Below are 24012 nucleotides of genomic sequence, written 5' to 3' on the forward strand. Positions count from 1 at the left end.
GCAACCTTTTTACCCATCTTGTCATCCTTACGATAAACACACGCAAATTGGAGCAAACGGTTACAATAGATAGTTTGTATGAGGGCTGTAAAGCGGGTAGCCGCCAAGCGCAGCAGAAGCTATACCAAGCGGTAGCATCAAAAATGCTGGGTGTGTGTATGCGCTATGCAAGAAGTACATTCGAGGCGGAAGATATGCTGCAAACGGGATTTATGAAGGTCTTTGGCAGTATCGAAAGCTATCGTGGAGAAGGACCGTTTGAGGGGTGGATACGGCGTATTATCGTAAACACCGCCGTGGAAACGTACCGCAGGAATATGCGTAGCGGCCATCCGGTTGAGATCGACGATGTGCACGATGATGTACAGCACACGTTTTCGATGGACATGCTGGAGTGTGAAGATTTATTGCGGATTATCCAAGCACTTCCCGACGGCTACCGCATCGTGTTTAACATGTACGCTTTAGAAGGGTATTCGCATAAAGAAATTGCAGCGGCGCTTCACATCAGTGAAGGAGCATCCAAGTCGCAATTGTCCAGGGCAAGGGCTTGGCTTAAGGAAAGAATCATAAAATTGGAAGGAGGAAGATATGAATCCAGGTAAAAAGAACGAATTTGATCGGCAGTTGCGGGAGAAGTTCAGCGACTTCAAGCCCGAAGCCGCTGCTGATCTTTGGGATAAGATAGCGGCACAACTGGATGCACAGGAGCATGGTCGCGTGGTGGCTATGGCTACAAAAAAACGGCGATCGCCTACTTGGTGGATAAGTGTGGCTGCTGCCTTATTGGCGGTGTGTAGCGTGGTATATTGGTTCAATAGGCCGGTGTCTGTGACCTACCTGCAACGTCCTTTGGCGGATGCTGCTGTTGCCAAGCCAGCGGCACCGACGGTGGTGGAAGAATCAGCTGCCGAACCGCCCATTGAACGACTGGATATTGCGCGGCTAAAACGGGTGTTTGCGAGAAAAGATAAAAGATCAGATAGGAATATCGCCGTGCGGCCGCTGGATACCATGACGCAAAATAGCGGACAGCCCGTGCAAAACCGTGGAGACCAACGGCTGGCTACCCATAAAGTAGCCCCTCCCGAAACACCTACATTAGAAGCGAAGCGGGTTGCGGCAGTAACGCTTCCCGTGGAGCAACCGGAGGCCGTGGAGGAAGTACTTGCCAGCGTGCCGGACATTCAGCCGTTGGTCGTTTTGGAAGAAGAGGAGGAAACCATGCTTGCATCAGCGGAAGAAGGGAAACAACACTTTGGTATCAGCAATATCCTCAACTACGTGGTAGGCACCGTGGATCAACGCGAGGAGAAACTCGTGACCTTTTCCAACGATGGCGAGGGTTCGCTGAAATTAGACTTCAATTTTGGCCTGGCCAAAAACCGGAAGAAAAAAATAAGATAACGTAAAAAAATCAAATCCTAACAAACATAAATATGAAATACATAAGCCTTACAATGTTGTTTTGCACCGCCATACTGTCGGTTGCTGCACAGGAGAAAAAACGAGTGGATAGCCTTCGGAATGCCGTCAGAACACCTATCGATACCGTGATTATGGAAGATGTCGATACGGGGGAAAAGCGCAAGGTGCGCATCATTATACCGGGGAAAGATGAAGGGATGATCACCATTGAAAAGACGGACAAGAGCTATGAATATGAGTCCGGGGATAAGCATGAAAAAAAACAGATCAGTGTGGAAAACGATCATCCCAGAAAAGCGTATCCAATCTATGGAATTACCTTCTCACGGATAGACCTCGGATTGGTCAAGCTGGTGGACAATGGGAGCTTCACCTTGTCAGATGATAACCGTGATTTCAGGTATCGCCCCGGAAAAACCGTCAATTTTGGCTTTGACGTTTTGCAGGCTGGCTACCGCTTCAATGATAATTTCCGCTTGTTTCTGTCGGGTGGCTTTGATTGGACATACATCCGGCTAAGGGAAGATATTGACTTCATGGAGAATACCACGCCCCTGACCTGGGAACATACGGATGTAAGTTTTTCGAAAAATAGGCTCACATCCACCTACCTCCGCCTACCACTCTCGTTCGAATTCCGTACGAAGCGCTATAGCGGTATCGGACGCCTGAAGTTTGCATTTGGGCCGGAAGGGGGATTTTTGCTCAAGGGTACACAGGTGTTTAAAAGCAGTGAGCTGGGTAAACAGAAGTTTAAGGACGACTACAATTTTACCCAATTTCGCTACGGCGCATTTGCTCGGTTCGGGGTAGGCGACTTCGGGATCTATGCCAAGTATTATTTCAATGACATCTTTGAAAATAGCCCTAATCAAGCCGGCCTGCGGAACTTCACGTTTGGACTGATGTTTGGAATTTAAGTCGTTATCGATATATTTTGTAGTTTTGTGCTGTTCCGATGTTTTCGGAACAGCTTTTTTTATGGCATCAATCTCAATAAATCCCCCCTCCTGCTCGGTACCTAATGATGTACAGCATGTGGGCCTGCCGCTTATCCATGGCGAAAACCTGAGCCGTTCTTTTCAGGGCAAAGAACCGGTTGTGGCAGTCAGCAGCTTGTCTTTCGACATCAACGAGGGGGAAGTGACGGCCATCATCGGTGAAAGTGGAAGCGGCAAAAGTACCATGCTCCGGCTTATCTATGGATTGCTGGAACCTGACGGCGGTGAAGTGCGTTATCGGGGATGGCGGGTACCAAACCCGAGAGAGAAACTCATTCCCGGTCATGACGCCATGCGTATGGTATCCCAGGGTTTTGATGATCTCAATACCTACGCCAACGTGTGGGATAATGTGGCCTCGCAACTACCCAACACGGACTTGGAGGCCAAATTCAACAAGACGAATGCCATCTTGCATCGCTTGCGCATTGCGCACTTGACCAAGCAACGCATTGCAGACCTAAGTGGCGGGGAGAAACAGCGCGTGGCTATCGCGCGGGCATTGGTCAAGGAACCGGAAGTGCTCCTAATGGACGAGCCCTTTAACCAGGTAGACGCATCATTCCGGGAAACCCTACAACAGGATATCCTTCATATCGTTGAAGAAACCGGCCTCACTGTGGTGCTGGTATCACACGATCCGGCAGAGGTGCTCGCTATGGCGGATCAGCTGATCGTGTTGAGAGCGGGCCATTTGGTAGCTGCAAATGCGCCAGCGCTGCTGTATAGGCAGCCACCGGATAGTTATACGGCACGGTTGCTGGCCAAGAGCAATATCCTCAACCAAGCAGCAGCCTCGGCACTGGGTATTAAGACCGCTGCTTCGACAATCATCATTCACCCGGAATGGCTGTCGTTAAGGGAAAGCCCATCTGGAGATTTCCACATCGTGGATATCCAATTCAAAGGATTTTACCAAGTGGTTGCTATCCAGCATGCCAGCATAGGATTGCAGGTCATCGTGAGCTCGGCAATAGACCTACGGCAAGGTATGCAGGTTGGTGTGCGTGTCATTCGTTTCCACGAAATCGAAGTACAATAGGGTAATACCTGCTAAGTGTGGGTTAAAATATGGCTTAATGGCTGTCGTTTGATTCGCTATATTTGGAACTTACAACCTTTTTGAAAACATGCATAAGTCAATACGGATAGGATATGCCCTATGGGCAACAATCTTACTCAATGCCGCCACCTTGATGGCGCAAACGCCTGCACCTTTCAAACCCACACACGATGAAATCATAGCCCGTTATAAACACGCGGCGAAAATGGATAGCCTGACCAAAAACGCAGTGTTCGGGGATCAAGTGGTGCCGCATTGGAATGACGATGAACAGTCTTTTTGGTATGCGCATATGTTGCCGGATGGGACGAGTGAATACCTACTGGTGGACGTGAAGACAGGGAGGAAACGTCCGCTTGCCAATGGGGAGGAGATTGCGGCTGCTGCGCAGCAAGAACAATCGCGGCAACTCAGCTCGCGTGCGCGCGGCGGTATCGTAGATTTCCGTGGCGAACGTATCTCTCCCGATAAGCAATGGGAAGCATATATCGAAGAGGGCAATCTTTTTGCCAAGCAACGGAGCAATGGCGAGGTCATTCAGTTTACTTCAGATGGCACCAAAGAAACCCCCTATGGCGCGATGGCTTGGAGCCCGGATAGCAAGTACCTTGCTGGATACTTTATCCATCCCGTACAGGATTCGTTGGTGCATTATGTGTTGTCGGCCGTCCCCGAAACCACACGTGGTCAGTTGGTGTCCCGACCTTATAAACAACCGGGCGATCCTTTTACGACTTATGAACTGTTTCTCTTCCCGCTTGATAAGCGGGCGGCCATCAACGTGGATGCAGAAACTATCGATTTTCCCAATGCGGCGCCGCAACTGCGGTGGCGGGATGGAGATGCCCGATACTTCACGTACGAAAAGTTTGACCGGGGCCATCAGCGGTTTCGGGTGATTGAAGTGGATGCGCAGACGGGGGCTACGCGTAACGTCGTCGACGAACAAACGAAGACATTTATTTACCATGACCGCCAGTATACCCATTATCCGACAGGTAGCAACCTACTCATCCGATCATCCGAGAAAGATGGCTGGCGGCACCTCTACTTGGTTGATTTGGTCAGTGGCACGGAAAAACCCATCACGACAGGGGAATGGGTAGTGCGAGACGTTGTTGATGTAGACGCTGAGAAAAAACAGATTTGGTTTACTGCGGGCGGGGTGATCGCGGGAGAAGATCCTTACCATATCCACTATTATCGTATCGGTTTTGACGGGAAGGATCTCACCGCGTTGACACCGGATCAGGGTAATCACAGTGTGGTATTTTCGCCCGGCAAGTCGTACTATATCGATACCTATTCAACCGTCAACAAGCTTCCGGTGACTAAGCTGTATAGAGGTAGAGACGGCAAGGAAATAGCGGTGTTGGAAGAAGCCATGCTTAGTGATTCCTATCTGCAAAGCGGCGTCACGCCACCGGAGGTATTCGTAGCCAAGGGGCGCGATGGCGTCACGGATATCTGGGGAATAGTAAGCAAGCCGTCTAATTATGATCCAGCCAGGAAATATCCGGTGCTGGAGAATATCTATGCCGGGCCGCACGATTCGTTTGTGCCTAAATCTTTTGTGCCCTACAGCGAAATGCAGAGCCTCGCCGAGCTTGGTTTCATCGTGGTGATGATTGACGGCATGGGTACAACCAACCGCTCCAAGGCATTCCATGATGTTTGCTGGCAAAACATTGCAGATGCGGGGTTTCCAGATCGTATGTTGTGGATCAAAGCGTTGGCTGAGCAATGCCCTTTTGTGGATACTACCCGGGTGGGACTATACGGCACATCTGCTGGTGGGCAAAATACCGTTTCGGCCCTGATGTTCCAGCCGCAGTTCTATAAAGCGGGGGTAGCTGCCTGTGGCTGCTATGACAACCGCGTAGATAAGCAATGGTGGAATGAGCAGTGGATGGGCTACCCCGTAGGCCCGCATTACGAAGCCCAATCAAGTGCCACCGTGGCCAACGCACGTAAGCTGAGCGGCAATTTGCTGTTGATTGTGGGCGAAGCGGATACCAATGTACCGCCGGAATCCTCTTACCGTGTCGCCGATGCGCTGATAAAGGCGGGTAAGACGTTCGATTTTCTCTCTGTGCCCGGCATGGGCCATAGCGATGGTGGGCCTTTCGGACGGATGAAAAAGCGTGATTTCTTCGTCAAGCATCTGTTGGGCGTAGACCCACCCGACTGGAATGCTGGGGAATTGCCCTACAACCCGGATACCGGCAGGGAGCGCTGGTCATTTCAATAATCCAGCGCCATCTCTCCGTTGTAATAATCCACAATGCGCTGGCGGAGGTGCCATTGGTAGCGAGCGATAACGAGGCTGGCATTGGCATTGTCCATCTTGTTTTTAGCAATGAGAAAATCCACGGAATTGATGGCTCCGGCGTTGAAGCGCACTTCGGCCACGCGGAAGGATTCGGTATAATACTGTACCTGCTCCACTAAGTTCTTGTACCGTTCTTTGGCCGCTTCCAAGTTGAACAGCACCTGATTGGTGGTCTGTTGTAGTTCATTGCGGCGAGTCTGTGCGATGTTTTCGGCCTCCAGCAAATTGAGCTTGGCCAACGACACGTTGTTGCGTACTTGAAACCGGGATAAAATAGGTATTGACAGCGAGAAACTCAATGATCGGCCCAAGTTGTTCTGGATTTGATCGTAATAACTGCCCCTGCCATCCTTGGAATAGTTACTCGATAATCCCGCTCCTAACGATAACGTGGGAAAATAAGCCGATCGCATGGCCTTCAGCCCAAATTCCGCTTGTTTTTGGCGCTGGTCTGCCGCCTTGATGATGCCCAGGCGCTCAGCAGCCGTTTGGTACAGCGCATTGGCGTCTGATGCCTGTGCCGTGGACAAAGGCAATTCCTGAAGCGACGTCAAAGAAGTAGCCTCATTGTAAGGCAAATTCAATAGCCGAAAAAGTGCAATCATGGAACCGTTGAGCTCGTTTTTTGCGTCGTTCAACTGGTTGAGTTCGCTGGCGTATTGCCCTTTGAGGTCGTAATAGGTGCCCGGTGCAATATTCCCTTCTTGATGGAGCAACGTGTTGCGATTGACTTGTTGCCGCGTCACTTCCACCTGGTTTTCGATTTGGAATACAATATCCCGGGCGGTAAGTGCCTGGATGTAGGCGGACGTGACGTCCAGGGCAGTCTGTTCTTTAGCCAATTGCTCTTCCAATTGCGCGGCACGGTATGCATGGGCCTGCTGGGTAATATTTCTGAACATCCGCAATCCATCAAACAAGAGCAATGAACTATTAAGGCTTTGATTGCCGGACATGAAGTTTTCCTCGACATATTGGTTGGTCGTGGGATTGATAAACCGACCTTGGCTATAGCTATGGCCAAGGTTGGCACTTAGCGAAGGAAGGAGGTTGTGCTTCGCCTGCCGCAGGTATATACCTTCAGTCCCGGTGCGGATCTCGCTTTGCTGGACCTCCAGGTTGTTTTCAAGTGCCAGTTCGATGCAGCGTTCCAGGGTCAGCGTATCCTGTGCAGTGGCAGCTTGATTAGCCATTCCAAGGGTGATTCCCAAACAAATTATATAACGTATTCTCTCAAACATTTCGTTGCGCTATTTTTTGGCATAGGATACACATAGTTTGCGCCAAAATTATAACTGTAAGATTATAAACAGATTGGCGAAGACCTTTTTAGTTGGCCTTGTTCGATATCGTGCAGTGAGTGTTCGGAAACGAACAGTTTGAATTACGATTTAAGTTGTTTAATCGCGGTTATATAGGAAGAACCTATAGGCAGAATGCTGTCTCCCACGGTCAATTGATGTCGTTCGATTTTCTGTACCTTGTCAATGGCGGCGATAAAAGAGCGGTGTATACGGATAAAACGATGGGTAGGCAGCAATTCTTCGCACTCGGTGATGGTCATCCGGCTGAGTACATGGCGATCGCCCAGTACAAAATTGACATAGTTGCCGGTAGCTTCCAGGTAGTCGATATCCGTGAATGCTATCTTGACCTGGTCATATCCCGTCTTCACGAAGAGGTACTCCGGCTTGATGCCATTCGTGCCCCGCAGTTGCAGCCATTCCTGCGCCTTGTTGCATGCCTTGAGAAATCGGCTCAGCGAAAATGGTTTGAGCAGATAATCTACTGCATCGAGCTCGAAACCGGCTACGGCATGTTCGGAATAGGCTGTGGTGAAAACCACCAACGGTTTTTTGCTGAGGCTCCTAAAAAATTCAATGCCCGAAATGTCGGGCATTTTGATGTCCAGAAAGAGGAGATCAACGGGATGTTGCTGCAGGTAGTCCATTGCCTCAAAGGCATTGGTAAACGTAGCCTGTAACTCCAAGAAAGGCACCTTGGCGGCATGGCTGCTTACAACCTCAAGGGCTATGGGTTCGTCGTCTATGGCGATGGCGGTTATCAAGTTCCGTTCCTTAATATAAATTCGAGGAAATATACAGCCTAATTAGGATAATTGGAGGGTTAAATGCACAAAAAATTCTTGCGTGGTCTCGCGTATCACCAGCTCATGCCTGCCGGGATACAGCATGGCCAGTCGTTGTTTCACGTTTTCCAGTCCAATACCCGAATGACCTCGCTCCGGATCGGAGTCCGATTTCCGGTGGATGCTGTTGTGTACATCGAAAAACAGGTTGCCCTCAGCCTCATAGAGACTGATTTTTATCCACGATTTTTCCTGTAGGCTGATGCCGTGTTTGAAGGCGTTTTCAACAAATGGGATGAGCAGCATGGGAGCAATGTAGGTGCTTTCCAAGGCATCGTTAATGGTATGTTCTACAATAATGCCCGGTGAGGTGGCGGTACGCAGCAATTGGAGATCGATATAGTTGCGGAGATATTCCACTTCGCGGGCGAGTAAAATCTTGTCCTGGTTGTTTTCATGCAACATGAAGCGCATCAGATCGCCCAGCTTTTGGATGCCGGAAGCGGTACGTTCTGCCTTTTCCTGTAGCGCCATGCCGTATAGCGTGTTAAGAATGTTGAACAGGAAATGTGGGTTAATTTGGGAGCGAAGGAAACTGAGATCGGCTGAGGTCTGTCCAAGTTCCCTTTTGAGGCTGAACAATTGCGCTATGCGCGCTTTTTGACGATGATATAGGTAGTAGGAAAGTGGCAGCACGACCAACATGATACAGAACCATTCCAGAAAGAACAGCGGCTCATCGGATGAGGTGAAAGCAACGAAGAAAACCCCGAAAGGAATAAACAACGCAAAGGACAATGGCAGGGCCAGCAATAGGTATAAGCCGAAACGATACCTGCGTTTCTCACAGGTGGGAATCAGCCAATAGGTGTTCAGTGCGTAGAGGACGTATGTATAAAGTATACCAGAAAACCACAGTCCAGCCAAATCGCGGTGAATCGTCAGCAACAGGAAAAAGATAAATATACTACCTCCTAAAACCACGACGCTCTCCTGTGCGATCCGTGTAGCGAGCGTTTGCTGCTTGTTCTGGCCATATCGGATGAGGCGCTTAATGCCCTCGTAGGACAGGATAAGGGAAATGACCAACAGCGTGATTCCCAGCGTTTCTCCGCGGGGGAGGTAGTCCCAAAAGGTGTGCATACGAATGGTATGGTATTCCCTTACCCAGAAACAGAAGGACAGCCCAAACCACGTCGCGAAGAATAGTGCAAAGGTAAACGAGATACCTGCTTCCATATACCGTTTCTGGAAAAAGGCCGGCGAAATCCATTGGGTAAAGGTGACGAATGCACCATAAATGATGCTGATATAAGCTGATAGCGCTATCGCTTGCCGGATGGTTTGATGGGCCGCGTTGTTACTATTGATAAGTATCAGGATGAAGAGATAAATAGCCGTGGCCAAAATGATTTCAATACGATTCAATTTCATTGTTGAATAATTTTCCAGCAAAGAACGCCAATCCAGTATGGCAGGGCAATAAAATGGGATGAAAAAGACTATATAAGTGATGAAACCAGCGGTCTACAGGGTTTCGTCCTCCCATACCCGGGCCTTGCGCTTTTCAATTGCTTGTTGCACGTGGGTATCGTATAAACTATCGGTAATGGCTATCTCGGCGTCCCGGTTTTTACCCGAGCGATGAATATCCACGGTTTGCTGATCTCGCAGGGCGATATCGTAAGCATCCCGTACGCTCATCAGTTTTACAAACACCGGTAAGCATTCAAAGAAGATAAAGAGCAGCATAATAAAGGTGATGGACCAATAGTTGGCCTCGTTCAAGGTGCCGTCAGGATGATATTTCAGGTCGCCCAAAGCGGCATTGCGATCAGCAAACCCGGCCACGTTTACAGCACTGTCCAACTGGGCACCTGTAAGTAGCCGTTCATCAAGCAGCCCTTCGAATTGTTTACGTTGCTGGATAAAGGTTTCCTGCAGTTGAATGCGGCTACGGAGCGTATCCAGGTATTGCTCCTGTTTATCAAGCTCGGCCTGGCGTTGTTTGGCGTAGGGTCCATAGCCAACGATGCCGGATGTCTCCACGGTCTTTTCGCCGAACGTTTCCATTTTGAGCTTGACCCGATCGGACTTGATCGCGGCTTCGAGGGAATCCCGTTCTGTTTTTAGCTCGGTTACCCTGCCAAGCTCAATGGCATATTTGCTTTCAAACGCCTTGTTGAGCGTGTCAATGTTGGCCCGCTGCCTATCCAAATACGTCACCCGTAGCTGTTCGCGTATTTCCTTGTCAAATACCTTGAGTTCCAACGGGCGGGCGATGACAATACCGATGAGCACGGCCAGCAGAATGCGGGGGGTAGCCTGGAACAATTGCTTGAGGCCCGATGCGTTTTTGTTGATACTTAGTACGATATAGCGATCCATGTTGAAGATGGCCAAACCCCACAGTAGACCGAATAAAATAGCGTACAATGGCGCAAAGCTGCCTCCACTAAATACAAAATACAGCGCATATCCACCGGACAGTGCGGCAAACAGTCCGGTAAAAAAAATAGTAGCACCAATGCCCACATATTTATTGTGTTCGGCAGGGTATTTTGCTAAGGTTGCTTGGTGTGTGCCACTGCACCACCAAAAAAATCGCGTCAGTTTCTCCATCACGTTTGGATATCCATTTATAAGACGGATTGAAAGCCAAATTGTTACAGGCATTTCCGCCATGACCGCAAAAATAGGAGCTGTGGGATAGATGCCGTACAAACTGGGATGAAAGCGATAAAATATGGGACGAAAACGAGTGTGGCCAGTAATAACTGAGCGATTAGCCAGCGTGGAAAATCTCCAGCAGCTTCTTGGATAACGCGCCAATATCATTCCGATAATCATGGCTTCCCGGCAGCACGGCTACCGGCATCCCTGCCTCGATGAAGGATCGGGTAACTCCGGCATCTTCGTCTTTCCCGAATAAAAAATAACAGGGGCAAGTTTTCAGCTTGCGGCATTCCTCCACCACTGGATAGTGCTCGTTTCCCTTGGAATTGTTGAGCAATGTAGCTAAGGTAACTTCAAAGTCGGCAAAGCGCCCGGGCGAAATGCAGACGGCCATTCCCACCTTCGCCAGCAACTCGCTCGGGAGGCGGCTGAGCATGAAGGGGATCACACTTGCCCCAAACGAATAGCCGACAACGAAAACCTGTTGGGAGCGCGGATTTTGGAGGCGACCGGCGAGCAACGATGCCATGTCTGCTGCAAGTTGTTGCGGCGTCTTTGCTTTCCAGAAATAGTTCCGGGCATCCAGCACGAGTACACCGTAGCCCTTACTGCTTATTTCTGCAACGAGGCGTTGGCTGAACGTGTTGTATCCGCCATCGCCCGACAGGTAAAGGATAAGTGGGAGCGATTCGTTGGCCGCTTTTACCTCCATGACAGGCAGATCCTGTGGAGGTACCTTGGACAACATATCCGGACGCGCGCCTGCCGCATTGCAGAGGAATATGCATAAGGCACAAAAGAGGGTGTGGTGTGACCTGCTATTCATCATGTATATGTTCATGTATATGTTATTGCGTTGGTTTGACCACCTTAGCCAACGTCAAAGGTGCCTGCAATAAATCATAATGGTGATCAAACAGCAGGTACTTGGATTTCCACTCGGGATTGAATTTGTCTTTGAACTCCCGTAGCCCTTTATAGTGCCGGAAAAGTTGTAGCTTCTCATAGGCAAATTTGACAGTACGCTGCGGCAGATCGGCAGGCCGATCAATGCCGGAAAACGGAGCCAGCCCCATGTTCAACGTGGCCTGTCCGATTGATCGGCCATATTCGATCAATGCCACAATTAGCGCATCCATGCTTCCACCCGGTGCATCGGCCGTTTTCCGGATAAGGTCATAGGTCAGCTCACCAGCGGCATAGTCAGGAATGACGTTCAGGAATGCGACTACCTTTTCATCCGCATTTTCGAGGGTGATGATCGTCTGCTGTTTCAGCTCGGCCTCATCAAACATTCCTTGCGAAAAGACCAGCTCTTCCCGTTGCATGGATTCCAGCCAACTGTCAGACACATGCCTAAGTTTTTGCAACAGGCCGTCTTTGATGGGAGCGTGGTAAATTTGTACGCCATAACCTTTCTTTGCGACGCTGTTGAGCGCATTGCGTAGCGACTTCCGATCTTTGCCTTCCAGGCGGAACTCTTCGATGCCAACAAGGGCTTCCTGCCCGATGGGCATGGCTTTCCAACCAATGCTGTCATAAAACGGCAGGCGTTCCTCATCGATACGATAGTAAAACGCACGTAAGCTATTCTCCTTGCAAAATCGATTAAACGCTACCATCAGTTTGGTGCGTTCATCGTCGGTTGCGCAGACCGGTTCGTGCAGTACCACGGCGTAGTTATTGGCTACCCGGTAAGCGATCACCCCGTCAATGCCCTCGGCAAAGAAAAACAATTTGTCACGGGCCATCTTGAAATGGTCGCAGGCCGAATTACCATAGCGGCTGATGTACATCCGGGCGCGCTCCAGTTCCGCTTCGCCATGCCGGGTTTTCCAAATATATGGGCGAATAAAAGCGTAGAAAAGCAACGACAAGGTGAATATACCGAACAGATTGAGCGAATAGACAAAATACCGGGCAAATTCCGTCTGCGGCTGGAGGTAGTCGGTATCCAGCAGTACCAAACATGCCAACGCGTTGACCAGCGACTCGCCCCACGTAAAGTCATCGAGGAAGTGGTGGGTTTTAAGGTAATAAAAGCCGACCGTGCCATAGATGGCCACGGCAATGAGGAGCAGGAGAGCAGTACCTATACTGAAATAACGGATGTCCCTGTGCCGCTTAATGTAATATTGCCTATACGTAAATGCAAGCGTGATAATGGAAAATAGGGCGAGCAAGGCCTCTTCGTAGTCAATGGCCTTGGCCATGTGGCCGAAGAATGACAATACACTCAATCCCATGGCGATGTACCATGCATTGCGCAGGCCTTTCAGCAGGAAGGCAGAGCAGATGATGAGCAATACCCCCATCAATAGCACCATGTAGGTGGAGAAATGGATCGCATCGCCGGGGATAAACTGGCGCAGCAACCGCATGCGTTGGGCCATCACCGGTGTGAGCACGGATGCGATATTAACCACGCCAAGCAGGAAGAGCAGCACCGACGGAAAAATCCGCAGGAACACATTGCCCCGTTGGAAAATAAAGCTCATTACCCCGATAACCAACGGCAACCAAAATTCGAAAAAGCGGTAAAGAAACGCAGCCGATAGCGCTTGTGCGTCATCAAAGCCATAGTGGCGAAGGACCAATACCATGGAAATCTCCACGGCTCCCAACCCCCGCATGAAAGGTGATATGCATAAAAACAATGTAGCGATGACGTATCCGGCAACGGCTGCAGTGAGCGATGGTACGAGGCCGAGCGCCAGCATGGCGATGTATAGATGCAGTATGCCGATGGCCTCAATGGCCATGGAATATGCCAGCGTACGGTAAAGCCAGCCCAGCGCGAATGCCCCGGAATGGATTTCTTCGATAAGGTGCTCAAGTGATGGCATGTAACGCACCAGCAACCGGTAGGCCCACTGTTTGCGGTACAACGATACGCTGAGCCATGCGATCAGACCAACGAACAGGACGAGCAGCATGATGGCTTCCCATTCCCCATCGATATGGTGGTCGGTGAGCGCGAGGTAAACGATGACCGGGATCGCGACCAAGATAAGGGATGCAATGCCTACCAGCCCATAGATATAGGAAGCGAAGTTAATTTTGGTTTTGCTTACCCCTGTCTTTTCGATTTCCTTGGTAAAGAAAATCAACGAGGTAAAGCCCCCGCCCGGCAGGAATACGCTGATGAGGTTGCGCTTCAGGAAGAGGCTTAAGGCGAGATGGAAGCTCAGGCTTTTGCCCACAGTCTTGAAACTCGCCATGTACATCAGCGCTTGGAAGCCGATATAAGCAGCCACCAGCAGCAAACCAAGTGCCAACCAGGAATAGGAGCTCTGCACAATGGCGGTCTTTACTTCCGTAAATTCCTGGCCATGCTGCCGTAGGAAATAAATGCCCAGGATGATGAAGAAAAAGCCCAGGATTTCCTTGACATAATAGTGCTGCGCTTTGAGGTGCGAGACAACATGTTTCATTGACCAAAGAAACTAATTTATTCGCCACCGACAAAGTATCTGCAATGTTAATTCGCCCGGTTATGCCAACCCCAAATGCACCTTCACGACATGCCCATTGGAACGGCTCGATTTGAAGCGCGGATTATCCACCGCCTCCATCACGAACGTATACGAGCCGTTGAACCCTTTGCGGATTTCACTGATGCAATCCGTGTTGATGAGTATGCTGCGGTGTATACGCAGGAAATTGCCGGACAATAGGTTTTCCAAATCAGCAAGCGTGTAGTCGGTGAGGTGGCGTTTGCCGTCCTTCGTGTGAAGCATGACGTATTTGTCTTCGGCCTCGGCTGCTACGATATCGGCGGTCTTGATGAGCAGTATCCGATCACCCAGCTTTACGGTGAGGCTCAAGGGCTGTTTTTTTGCAGGTTGCAATCCGTCCAGCAACCGCTGTAGGTCAAAAAGTCCCGTAGCGGCCGCTTCGGCCTGCGTGATTTTCTGAATGGTTTTCTTCAGTCGCTCAGCTTCCACGGGCTTCAAGAGGTAGTCAATGGAATTTTCTTCGAAGGCTTTCAGCGCATATTGGTCATAAGCCGTCACAAAGACCACCCGTGGCTGCCGCTTCAATTGCCCGAGTAACTCAAACCCATTGAGCACGGGCATTTCGATATCCAGAAACAGCAAATCAGGCTTAAGCGCTTCAATCCGTGCGAGGCCTTCCTCGCCATTGCTGGCCTCGCCTACCACGTGGATGGCCGGATAAGGCACCAGCAATTGGCGGAGCCGTTGCCGGGCAAGTGGCTCGTCATCGATAATCAGGGCGTTATACGTTGTCGTCATGCTTCAAGGGGTATGCTGATGGTCAATTGTTTATGCGGTGAATTAAGCAGGCTGACCTGATAGTCTTCACCATAGAGCAGTTGCAATTTGTCATAAGTGCTTTGCAGGCCATAGCCCGCTTTCAGTTCATCGGGAAAGGGCTGCCCGTTGTCCGATACGACGATGAGCAGTCGTCCACCCTGCCGTTTGAGCTGCACGTCGAGCAGGCCATTTTCTGTGACATCCTTCAGCCCATGTTTGAGTGCATTCTCCACCAAAGGCTGGATGAGGAATCGCGGCATGCGAACGGCCTCTAACCCTTCTTCCACTGCCACAGAAAAGCGGATACGTTCCCCGAACCGCACTCGCTCGATGTCGATATACGTATTGACGATATCCAACTCGCTGGCCACCGTGCCCCAATGTCCTTGTTCCTGATTAATGCTCTGCCGGAATAGGTTAGACAGCTTCACGGTCATCTCTTCGGCTTTAGCCGGATTGGATGGAATGAGGCTGGCGATGGAATTGAGCGCGTTATACAGGAAATGCGGGTTGATTTTGGATTGCAGCGCCGCCAGTTCCGCCTCGGTTTTGAGCTTGCCCATCCGCATGATGTCCATTTCCTTTTGCTGTAATACCGCCTTTTGGCGTTCCTTCATGCTGAAATAGATGTAGATGATTGTGCAGATTATCAAACAGATAATCGCGTTGAATTGCAGGTCTGCCAAGTGGAAAAACCGGAAAGGGATGTCAAACAGCCAAGCGGCCAATAAGTAGGTGAGCTCCACGCCCACGACCATGCCCGCTAAGCTCACGCCGTAGTAGACTAGCAAGAATCCCCAGCCGTAAGTGGCCTTCCGTTTACTGAAAAGACCTATTATGTGAATACTGTTGGCGATGCAGAGGCTAATGATAATGCCAAACATCAAGCTGATGAGCATGCTTCTGGATGAGGGCCAGCTTCCGCGCACCAGCGCGACACAGGTGGATATGATGAATGAAATCAATATACCCAAGAGGATGGACGCCAGATTGAGTCCCAGCCAGTAATAACGGCTTTTTGTGAAGTCTGTTGCAGTTTTCATAATCTGTTGGTGTTCATATTTTTCATGCAGCAAAGATGAACACCTTGGATAGTCCGATAAAGGAATCTCCGACGAGCGGTAGGATGAGTCGAATGAATGGTCTACATCATCGACTTAAAGATCGGAATAATCAGCCGGGTATAAAAAGATTTGCTGATTCCGGGATACGTTATGCTGGTATTCTGGCTTCGCGGATAGTTCTTTCCAATAAGCATCCTTGCTAAACGCTTCCCAATGTTCGTCGCGGGCCTGCTTATTTTCAAACGTGGTGAGGTACATCAAATTGGGCATGCGGCTTCCGGCGATCACTTCACCGTAGAAAACGGCGTTGAACCCTAAGCGCTTGAACAGTCCGACTTCATCGCCCTTATTGAACATCTCCACCTTATTACGGTAGTACGCCTCTGTAGCGCCTTCATAACTTCTTAGCTCATATACGCGCTCCGACTTGGGCGATGTGAGGTTGGGTGCCTCGAAATGTAGACTTCCCTCGAAAGCGTTTAAGAGGATAGTCTCCATCCGATCATAAGGTGGGTTGTCATACGGTGCAAGCAGGTAGGCTTTACCAGCTTCCTGATAGGCCTGATCGTGTTGCAATGTGGCATCCAACCCTGCAAATTGCTTGTAAGCCTTGAATGGGACAAACACATAAATCAGCGATTCATTTGCGGCATCGGCTGTTGCATCAGCAATGGGCTTGAATACACCAACCTTGCTTATCCCCGCCCGATGCAAAGCAGGAAGGTACGCTTTTTCAAGGAAATCATCTAACTGCGCTACCTGCTGGGCAGTCTTGAGGTGATAAATTTTCAATTGATAGAAATCGCGGTTTGCTGCTCCGGCAGCATAGGATAAGAAAGCCAACGCGGCAATGATGAGTAGTGTTTTAGTCCTCATGTTCGAAATTTAGTAATAACTGATTATACAAAGTAAATGTATTAGATTGATATTGCGTAATGCACGTAGCTAATCTGGGAAAACCATCTGGCCTTCTGCGAATTTGCAAAGGTGATCCAGGAGCTCACTGAGCTGATCGCCCGTGCCGGTAAGTGCATATTCGACCCGTACGGGCACGCTGTCAGCGTCTTCATGGCGCGTGATGAGTCCGTAATGTTCAAGCAGCTTAAGCCGATCGGCTAGGATATTGTCACTGATATACTTCAAATCTTCTTTTACACTCGAAAACCGCGTATTGCCTTCTTCGATGCTGAATAACACATCGGTGAGCCAACGTTTGCTTAATAGGTGGATGAGCTCATTCAACGCGCACTTGTCTTCGAGGTAAAGTTGGTTGTAATAATTGGTGGACGTCAATTTTCTCATGATATCGTTGTTTGTTGGTGTGTCTATCAATAACTCATTATTTCAGTAGTTATTGCCATTGCTTGGGCATATGCGTTATTTTGCAGCTGCTGTAAGGCCGTTTCTTACAGGCTAAGATACAAGTTATAGTTAAAAAATTAATCATTATGCTGTACAGAAAATTAGCTGGAACAGAATTAGACCTGTCTGTGATTACCTTTGGTGCCTGGGCTGCCGGAGGCTGGATGTGGGGTGGATCCGAGCGAAAGGATGCCGTCGAAGCCATTAAAGCATCGTATGATTTAGGCGTGAATACCATTGATACGGCACCCATTTATGGCCAAGGTACCAGCGAAGAAATCGTGGGTGAAGCCATCAAGGATATGGCACGTGATAAGGTATACATCCTTACCAAATACGGGATGCGCTGGGATTTGGCCAAAGGTGATTTTGGGTTCCATAGCAAAGACAATTCAGGCAAAGCAATCGACATCTACAAATATGCGGGCAAGGAAAGCATTATTAAGGAATGTGAAGACAGCCTGCGCCGATTGGGTACCGATTACATTGATCTGTATCAAATCCATTGGCCAGACAGAACCACGACTATTCAGGAATCCATGGAAGCCGTAGCCCAGCTTATCCAACAAGGTAAAGTGAGGTATGCGGGAGTATGCAACTACAGCGCTGACCAGCTGGCGGAAGCCACTAACTATGTGGATGTGGTCTCCAACCAAGTGCCTTATAGCATGGTCAAGCGTGGCATTGAGACCGAAGTTGTTCCTTATTGCCTGGCACATGGAAAATCCATTCTGGCTTACAGCCCCATGGAACGCGGATTGCTCACCGGCAAGCTAAAGGCGGACCATGCATTTGGTGAGGGCGACCATCGTGCAGGGCTTTATTTCTTCACCAATGAGAATATTCAACGCACAAATGCTTTCTTAGATCGCATCAAACCCATAGCGGATAGCAAAGGTATTTCCCTGGGGCAGCTGGTATTGCTGTGGACGTTGGCGCAGCCCGGCATCACGATTGCACTGGTAGGAGCGCGAAATACCGAACAGGCCATCCAAAATGCAAAAACAACAGCAGCCAACCTGAGTGCCGAAGAAGAGGCGATCATCTCGGCCGAACTACAGCAATTGGAATTGGTAAAGGCGTAACCGCCCCGGTATTGGTTCGTGATTGCTTCGTGACATTGTCGCAATTAAGGCAGGATTGATAAGTATGAAACAAAGGGTTGATGGGGGGTTAATAAAGGTCTAACCTTTGTCAACCCCCCATTAACCCCTTACTAAACCTCTATCAAACCCTTATCAATAGTGAATAGGATACGGCAATGGTCATAAGGAATTCCCTCCATGGGGTAGATACCGCCGCTATTTCTCCTTTTATGCTGGGTTTTCAAAAATAGCACGTACATTTGGCCGCAAAAAACGTATCAAACAACCATGAATAGCAAGCAAATTATACCTTTACTAATGATTTCAACCGCATTCATTGTATCCTGCGAAAACAATAAAACAACTTCGGAAAATCCGTTTTTAACCGCCTACGACACACCATTCGGCGTTCCGCCGTTTGATAAAATCAACATTGAGCACTTCAAGCCGGCGCTTGAGACCGGAATGCAACAGCATGAAGCAGAAATTGCAGCCATCGTTGATAACGCCGAGGCACCTACTTTTGAGAATACCATTCTCACACTGGAAAACGCTGGCGAGTTGCTTAGCCGGGTAAACACCGTGCTAAGCAACCTGAATTCGGCAAATACCAACGACTCGATTCAAGCCATTGTGAAGGAGATGGCCCCTGTGCTTTCCGCGCATCAGGACAACATTCGGTTGAATGAACAGCTTTTTTCACGTGTTAAAACCCTTTGGGACAGTAAGGAAGCCTTGGGTTTGAACCCCGAACAACTCAAATTGTTGGAAGATAATTATAAAGGTTTTGTGCGCGGCGGTGCAAACCTGCAAGGCGCAGATAAGGACAAACTCCGTAAAATCAATGAAGAGCTTGCCATATTGAGCGTCGAATTCAACCAAAATTTACTGGCGGAGACCAATGCGTACGAATTGGTCATCGAGCAGGAAAGCAACCTCGCGGGGCTTCCGGAGGGGCTGGTGGCCGCGGCAGCGGAAACTGCAAAGGAACGGGGCAAAGATGGAAAATGGGTATTTACGCTTTCCAACCCCAGTGTGATGCCATTTTTGCAATACGCGGACAACCGTGACTTGCGCAAGCAAATCTGGGAAGCCTATAAAAACCGGGGCGACAAGAACAATACACATGACAACAAGGAAATTCTGGTAAACATCGCGAACCTCCGCTTGCAACGGGCCAATTTATTGGGATATCCTACCCACGCGCATTACGTGCTGGAAGAAGCCATGGCCGAAAATCCGGACAACGTATATCAATTGCTCAATGACCTGTGGCGTCCAGCGTTGGCTAAAGCACAAACGGAAGCGGCAGACATCAAGCAGGAAATCGCAGCGACGGGCCAATCCTTTATCCCCGCGCCTTATGACTGGCGTTATTATACCGAGAAAATCCGCCAACAACGTTATGCATTGAACGAAGACGAGATCAAACCGTATTTCAGCTTGAAGCAGGTTCGTGAGGGTGCATTTAACGTCGCCAACCGCTTATATGGGCTTACATTCCATGCATTGGACGATGTACCGGTATACCATCCCGAGGTGGAAGTTTATGAGGTGTTTGACGCCGACGGTAGCCATTTGGGCATCCTCTATGCCGATTTCTTCCCCCGCCAATCCAAACGTGTGGGAGCCTGGATGACTTCGTATCGCAAGCAGAAGACCGCGGATGGCGAGCGTGTGGCACCTGTCGTTTCCATCGTATGCAACTTTACCAAGCCGGTGGGCGATAAGCCTGCCCTGCTCACGTTTGAAGAGGCCAGCACCTTGTTCCATGAGTTTGGGCATGCCTTGCACGGCTTATTGTCAAACGTCACCTATGAAAGTCTTTCAGGCACATCGGTATCACGAGATTTCGTGGAGCTCCCTTCACAAATTATGGAAAACTGGGCGGCGGATCCAGCGGTACTCAAGCTGTACGCACATCATTATGAAACCGGAGAACCTATCCCTGATGAGTTGATTGCCAAGCTGGAGCGAGCTGGTACGTTTGACCAAGGGTTTGCTACGGTAGAGTATTTGGCAGCATCATTGCTTGATATGGACTACCATACGCTGACCACGGCGATCACCGGTGGTGCAACCGCTTTTGAAAGTGCTTCCATGGCGAAGTATGGCCTCATTGACGAAATCATTCCCCGGTACCGGAGTACGTATTTCCAACATATCTTCAGCGGGGGGTACTCAGCTGGCTATTATAGCTATATTTGGGCCGAAGTGCTGGATTCGGACGCTTTTGCCGCATTCAAAGCGAAAAGCTTGTTTGATAAGGAGACTGCTGCCTCATTTCGTAAAAACGTACTCGAACGGGGGGGCACGGAAAAACCCGCGGTACTATATCGTGCTTTCCGGGGTACCGATCCCAATCCAGCGCATTTGATGAAGAAAAGGGGGCTGGATTGACGGGGCTATGGCCGATAAATTTTATTGAGCCGGAGTTCGTGAATGCCAAGCAATTTAGCTATGTTTGGCACTTTGTTATTACAACCATAGCGATTAAATGAAGACCTGGTTCAACAACAATTCGACCCACCTTGTAGTAATTGGCGTTTTTATTGCCATCTGTTTTCTCTATTTTACACCTGCTTGGCAGGGGAAGGTATTGTATCAGCAAGATGTGTTGCTTGCTCAGGCCGGGCAAAAAGAGATCTTGGATATCAAAGCACGCGACGGCGATATGCCGCTATGGACAAACTCCATGTTTGGCGGTATGCCATCGTATCAGGTGCTGATGGAGCTGCCGAGCAACCTGACGACTTATTTATTGAGAGGCTTCAAAGCGGTGTTTCCGCATCCAGTTGATGTGGTGTTGTTGTATTTGCTTGGAGCTTATCTGTTGTTCAGTGTATTAAAAGTAAAGCCGTGGCTGGCAGCTATGGGCGCTATTGCGTTTGCTTTTTCTTCCTACAATTTCATCTATATCGAAGCGGGCCATGCCAATAAAACCTATGCCATCGCGTTCATGGCACCTATATTAGCTGGCATACTGCTGGTATTCCGTGGCAAGCACCTATGGGGTGCTGTATTGCTGGCGCTTGGTATGGCGCTTGAAATCCGGGTGAACCACATTCAAGTGACGTATTACCTGTTTCTTGCGGTGTTGATTTTGGTAGGGATTGAATTGTATTTTGCTATCAGAGAAAAGCGGGTGCTGGAATTCGGTAAAGCCGTCGGCTACCAGGCTATCGCTGTCATCGTAGCATTGGCGGTAAATGCCTCGTTGCTATGGCCAACGTATGAGTACAGCAAAGAAACATTGCGGGGGAAAGCCAACCTCAAAACTGAAAATGTCCAGCGGGCGGATAATGGCGTAAGCAGGGAATACGCCTATCAATGGAGCCAAGGGGTGGGCGAAAGCCTGACGTTTTTGATCCCGAATGCGTATGGTGGCGGCATGTCGACCCAGCTGGATGAAACGTCGAATGTGGCTAAGGTATTGACTAACCATTCCTATTCACCAGAGGCTGCCGTCAATTTCGCTACGTATTGGGGCGAAAAGGAGTTTACGTCAGGACCTTGGTATTTCGGATCCGGGGTGGTCTTCTTATTTGTGCTGGGGCTTTTCGTTGTGAAGGGCAGGCTGAAGTGGTGGCTTTTTGCGACCACTGCCTTGGTTTTGCTATTGTCATTTGGTCGGCATTTTCCATTGGTATCCGATTTGTTCTTCAACTATTTCCCGATGTATAATAAGTTTCGGGCAGTTGAATCGATTTTGATTATCGCTACGCTATTAATCCCCATCCTGGCTATTTTGACGGTGAATGAAATCACCGTTCAGGGGGATAAGATCAAAAAACTGGATAAAAAGCTATTGTATGTGTTGTATGGTGTGGGGGGTATTGTTTTGCTTATTGCGCTGTTGCCCGACGTGTTCCTTAGCTTTAAGAGTTCCAATCACCAGGCGCTGATTCAACAGTATGCCCAGCAGCTCCGGGACAATACGTTTGCCAATGAGCTCATGGCTGCGCTGGTAAAAGACCGGGCGGCCTTGGCGAGGGCAGATGCCTTCCGCTCGCTGCTATTTATTATCATCACGTTTGGACTGATATGGTTGCTGGTGAAAAATAAACTGAAGGCACAGCCGGTCATCGTGCTGCTGGGACTTGTTACACTGATTGATTTATGGAGCGTGGATAAGCGCTATTTAAATGCCGATCGGTTTGTGGACAAACTGCAGCTAAACCGCCAGTTTATCCAGGAGCGTGAAGTGGATAGGCTTATCCTGATGGATAAAGACCCGAATTACCGCGTGTTTGACTTGACGACAAATCCTTTTGCCGACTCCCGGACTTCGTATTTCCACAAATCCATCGGAGGGTATCACGCGGCGAAGCTCATGCGTTACCAGGAAGTCATTGAAAGGCAGTTTTCAGGCGCTATCAATGAAGACGTGCTGGATATGCTCAACACCCGCTATATCATCACGCGTGATAATAACCAGAACAGTGAACGTATCCAACGCCGCAATTCGGCGGCGGGCAACGCGTGGTTTGTGGAGAAAGTCACGCTGGTGAAGGACAACGAGGAAGAGATGCAGGCCATCAATGGGTTTGATCCCCACAGTGAGGCATTTGTCCATGAAGAATTTAAACCGCTTTTGGACGAAAAGCGGCTGGGGCGCCCCGTAAATGCCACCATCGAACTTACAGCTTATCGGCCTGATCGACTGGTATACGAATATTCCACGCCCAATGATGCGTTGGCGGTATTTTCAGAAATATGGTATGACAAAGGCTGGAAGGCTTTCGTAGACGGGAAGGAACTCCCGATTTTGCGGGCAAACTACCTTTTGCGCGCATTGCAGCTGCCCGGAGGCAACCACAAGGTGGAGTTTAAATTCGAACCGCAATCCTACCATCTCGGGGAAACAATTTCATTGGTTGGCTCCATTATCTTGGTGCTCGGCATAGGGCTGGCCGTTTGGCTGGAAGTAAAAAAGAAAGCGGAGCCGAAGTTGGTTAAAAAAGCTTAAGCTGCGGATCCGTGACCCGGAATGTGCGGCGGTGATGGGGCGTAAACCCATGCTGCAAGATGGCGTTCCTGTGGTGGATGGTTGGATAGCCCTTATTTTGATGCCAGCCGTATTGGGGAAATTCTGCCGCGAGGTTTTCCATGTATTCGTCGCGGTATGTCTTGGCAAGTATGGATGCTGCGGCAATGGAGAGGTACTTGCCATCGCCCTTTATAATGCAGCAATGTGGGATTTGCTGGTAGGGGATAAACCGGTTGCCATCAACAATGATATACGCTGCCTTCAAAGTCAACATATCAAGCGCCCGATGCATCGCTAAATAGGAAGCGTTGTGAATATTAATCCGATCAATTTCTTCTGCAGTCACACTCGCGACAGCAAAAGCCAATGCGTTTGATTCGATGATGGGACGCAATTCGTGGCGTTGGGTGGCGGAGAGCTGTTTGGAATCCGTAAGTACCTCATGTGCGAAATCCTGTGAGAAGATTACGGCAGCAGCAAATACCGGCCCGGCTAAGCAGCCCCGGCCTGCCTCATCACAACCTGCTTCAATAAATGTATCTTGATACCTGGACAGTAGCATTATGCCAAACAGTTTCGTTAATCCGGGGGCAAACTTAGGTAAAAATATACTTTTGTCCGTATAAAAGGGTTTAATGCCCCTGT

19 protein-coding genes are annotated in these 24012 nt (G+C 49.4%); 8 read left to right on the forward strand and 11 right to left on the reverse strand.

The genetic code is table 11. The features are described 5' to 3' along the window. The first annotated feature begins 47 nt into the window (after nt 1-47). The 5 genes from BMW65_RS15205 to BMW65_RS15225 all read left to right on the forward strand — a co-directional run bounded on the left by BMW65_RS15205 (nt 48) and on the right by BMW65_RS15225 (nt 5743). Complete coding sequence (locus tag BMW65_RS15205) at nt 48-605, forward strand: RNA polymerase sigma factor (RefSeq protein WP_090606635.1); 558 nt, start codon at nt 48-50, stop codon at nt 603-605. Then, nucleotides 592-1407 (forward strand): hypothetical protein, encoded by an 816-nt coding sequence (locus tag BMW65_RS15210; RefSeq protein WP_090606637.1) that lies wholly within the window; start codon nt 592-594, stop codon nt 1405-1407. The genes BMW65_RS15205 and BMW65_RS15210 overlap by 14 nt, the downstream gene beginning before the upstream one ends. A gap of 32 nt (nt 1408-1439) precedes the next feature. Beyond that, the gene (locus BMW65_RS15215; RefSeq protein ID WP_143053897.1) at nt 1440-2348 is read left to right on the forward strand and encodes an outer membrane beta-barrel protein; all 909 of its coding nucleotides are present in this window, start codon (nt 1440-1442) and stop codon (nt 2346-2348) included. Nucleotides 2349-2409: 61 nt separating this feature from the next. Next, entirely contained in the window at nt 2410-3471 is a 1062-nt protein-coding gene (locus BMW65_RS15220; protein ID WP_090606640.1) for an ABC transporter ATP-binding protein, read from the forward strand. Between the two features lie 88 nt (nt 3472-3559). Further along, on the forward strand, nt 3560-5743 hold the full coding sequence (locus BMW65_RS15225; protein ID WP_090606642.1) for a S9 family peptidase: 2184 nt from the start codon (nt 3560-3562) through the stop codon (nt 5741-5743). Here the strand turns inward: BMW65_RS15225 and BMW65_RS15230 are convergent. From BMW65_RS15230 to BMW65_RS15275, 10 genes are all read right to left on the reverse strand, one after another. Continuing rightward, nucleotides 5737-7017, reverse strand: a complete 1281-nt coding sequence (locus BMW65_RS15230; protein WP_177181150.1) for a TolC family protein — start codon at nt 7015-7017, stop codon at nt 5737-5739. The genes BMW65_RS15225 and BMW65_RS15230 overlap by 7 nt on opposite strands. Before the next feature lie 191 nt (nt 7018-7208). After that, entirely contained in the window at nt 7209-7892 is a 684-nt protein-coding gene (locus BMW65_RS15235) for a LytR/AlgR family response regulator transcription factor (RefSeq protein ID WP_245747659.1), read from the reverse strand. A 42-nt stretch (nt 7893-7934) separates the two neighbouring features. Further along, nucleotides 7935-9347, reverse strand: a complete 1413-nt coding sequence (locus BMW65_RS15240; protein ID WP_090606645.1) for a sensor histidine kinase — start codon at nt 9345-9347, stop codon at nt 7935-7937. A 93-nt stretch (nt 9348-9440) separates the two neighbouring features. Next, nucleotides 9441-10535: a DUF4407 domain-containing protein gene (locus tag BMW65_RS15245; RefSeq protein ID WP_090606902.1), complete on the reverse strand. Its 1095-nt coding sequence runs from the start codon at nt 10533-10535 to the stop codon at nt 9441-9443. Nucleotides 10536-10698: 163 nt separating this feature from the next. Next, nucleotides 10699-11430 carry an AcvB/VirJ family lysyl-phosphatidylglycerol hydrolase gene (locus BMW65_RS15250; protein WP_090606647.1) on the reverse strand — a complete coding sequence of 244 codons (732 nt, stop codon included), beginning with the start codon at nt 11428-11430 and terminating at the stop codon, nt 10699-10701. A 7-nt stretch (nt 11431-11437) separates the two neighbouring features. Next, nucleotides 11438-14023, reverse strand: coding sequence for a phosphatidylglycerol lysyltransferase domain-containing protein (locus tag BMW65_RS15255; RefSeq protein ID WP_090606648.1), 2586 nt, complete (start codon nt 14021-14023; stop codon nt 11438-11440). 60 nt (nt 14024-14083) lie between these two features. Then, a complete protein-coding gene (locus BMW65_RS15260) occupies nt 14084-14845 on the reverse strand; it encodes a LytR/AlgR family response regulator transcription factor (RefSeq protein WP_090606650.1) in 762 nt (253 codons plus the stop codon). Then, nucleotides 14842-15909 (reverse strand): sensor histidine kinase, encoded by a 1068-nt coding sequence (locus BMW65_RS15265; RefSeq protein WP_143053898.1) that lies wholly within the window; start codon nt 15907-15909, stop codon nt 14842-14844. The genes BMW65_RS15260 and BMW65_RS15265 overlap by 4 nt, the downstream gene beginning before the upstream one ends. A 114-nt stretch (nt 15910-16023) precedes the next feature. Continuing rightward, nucleotides 16024-16806, reverse strand: coding sequence for an NIPSNAP family protein (locus BMW65_RS15270; RefSeq protein ID WP_090606653.1), 783 nt, complete (start codon nt 16804-16806; stop codon nt 16024-16026). Nucleotides 16807-16875: 69 nt separating this feature from the next. Next, entirely contained in the window at nt 16876-17232 is a 357-nt protein-coding gene (locus BMW65_RS15275; protein ID WP_090606655.1) for a winged helix-turn-helix transcriptional regulator, read from the reverse strand. Nucleotides 17233-17378: 146 nt separating this feature from the next. Between BMW65_RS15275 and BMW65_RS15280 the strand changes: the two genes are divergently transcribed. The 3 genes from BMW65_RS15280 (at nt 17379) to BMW65_RS15290 (ending at nt 23346) form a co-directional block, all read left to right on the forward strand. Next, nucleotides 17379-18377: an aldo/keto reductase gene (locus tag BMW65_RS15280; protein WP_090606657.1), complete on the forward strand. Its 999-nt coding sequence runs from the start codon at nt 17379-17381 to the stop codon at nt 18375-18377. A gap of 288 nt (nt 18378-18665) precedes the next feature. Beyond that, entirely contained in the window at nt 18666-20777 is a 2112-nt protein-coding gene (locus BMW65_RS15285) for a M3 family metallopeptidase (RefSeq protein WP_090606659.1), read from the forward strand. Between the two features lie 97 nt (nt 20778-20874). Continuing rightward, on the forward strand, nt 20875-23346 hold the full coding sequence (locus tag BMW65_RS15290) for a YfhO family protein (RefSeq protein ID WP_090606661.1): 2472 nt from the start codon (nt 20875-20877) through the stop codon (nt 23344-23346). Here the strand turns inward: BMW65_RS15290 and BMW65_RS15295 are convergent. Further along, nucleotides 23333-23929 carry a ribonuclease HII gene (locus BMW65_RS15295; RefSeq protein WP_090606904.1) on the reverse strand — a complete coding sequence of 199 codons (597 nt, stop codon included), beginning with the start codon at nt 23927-23929 and terminating at the stop codon, nt 23333-23335. The two genes, BMW65_RS15290 and BMW65_RS15295, sit on opposite strands and share 14 nt — an antisense overlap. Nucleotides 23930-24012 lie beyond the last annotated feature (83 nt).

It is taken from the genome of Parapedobacter koreensis, from assembly GCF_900109365.1.
GTDB lineage: Bacteria > Bacteroidota > Bacteroidia > Sphingobacteriales > Sphingobacteriaceae > Parapedobacter > Parapedobacter koreensis.

Bases quoted from the DNA above. Each gene is read 5' to 3' on its own strand.
- BMW65_RS15220 (WP_090606640.1), top strand. From the start codon at position 2,410: ATGGCATCAATCTCAATAAATCCCCCCTCCTGCTCGGTACCTAATGAT.
- BMW65_RS15275 (WP_090606655.1), bottom strand. From the start codon at position 17,232: ATGAGAAAATTGACGTCCACCAATTATTACAACCAACTTTACCTCGAA.
- BMW65_RS15260 (WP_090606650.1), bottom strand. From the start codon at position 14,845: ATGACGACAACGTATAACGCCCTGATTATCGATGACGAGCCACTTGCC.
- BMW65_RS15245 (WP_090606902.1), bottom strand. From the start codon at position 10,535: ATGGAGAAACTGACGCGATTTTTTTGGTGGTGCAGTGGCACACACCAA.
- BMW65_RS15295 (WP_090606904.1), bottom strand. From the start codon at position 23,929: ATGCTACTGTCCAGGTATCAAGATACATTTATTGAAGCAGGTTGTGAT.
- BMW65_RS15255 (WP_090606648.1), bottom strand. From the start codon at position 14,023: ATGAAACATGTTGTCTCGCACCTCAAAGCGCAGCACTATTATGTCAAG.
- BMW65_RS15270 (WP_090606653.1), bottom strand. From the start codon at position 16,806: ATGAGGACTAAAACACTACTCATCATTGCCGCGTTGGCTTTCTTATCC.
- BMW65_RS15290 (WP_090606661.1), top strand. From the start codon at position 20,875: ATGAAGACCTGGTTCAACAACAATTCGACCCACCTTGTAGTAATTGGC.
- BMW65_RS15225 (WP_090606642.1), top strand. From the start codon at position 3,560: ATGCATAAGTCAATACGGATAGGATATGCCCTATGGGCAACAATCTTA.
- BMW65_RS15285 (WP_090606659.1), top strand. From the start codon at position 18,666: ATGAATAGCAAGCAAATTATACCTTTACTAATGATTTCAACCGCATTC.
- BMW65_RS15210 (WP_090606637.1), top strand. From the start codon at position 592: ATGAATCCAGGTAAAAAGAACGAATTTGATCGGCAGTTGCGGGAGAAG.
- BMW65_RS15265 (WP_143053898.1), bottom strand. From the start codon at position 15,909: ATGAAAACTGCAACAGACTTCACAAAAAGCCGTTATTACTGGCTGGGA.
- BMW65_RS15250 (WP_090606647.1), bottom strand. From the start codon at position 11,430: ATGAACATATACATGATGAATAGCAGGTCACACCACACCCTCTTTTGT.
- BMW65_RS15240 (WP_090606645.1), bottom strand. From the start codon at position 9,347: ATGAAATTGAATCGTATTGAAATCATTTTGGCCACGGCTATTTATCTC.
- BMW65_RS15230 (WP_177181150.1), bottom strand. From the start codon at position 7,017: ATGGCTAATCAAGCTGCCACTGCACAGGATACGCTGACCCTGGAACGC.
- BMW65_RS15280 (WP_090606657.1), top strand. From the start codon at position 17,379: ATGCTGTACAGAAAATTAGCTGGAACAGAATTAGACCTGTCTGTGATT.
- BMW65_RS15215 (WP_143053897.1), top strand. From the start codon at position 1,440: ATGAAATACATAAGCCTTACAATGTTGTTTTGCACCGCCATACTGTCG.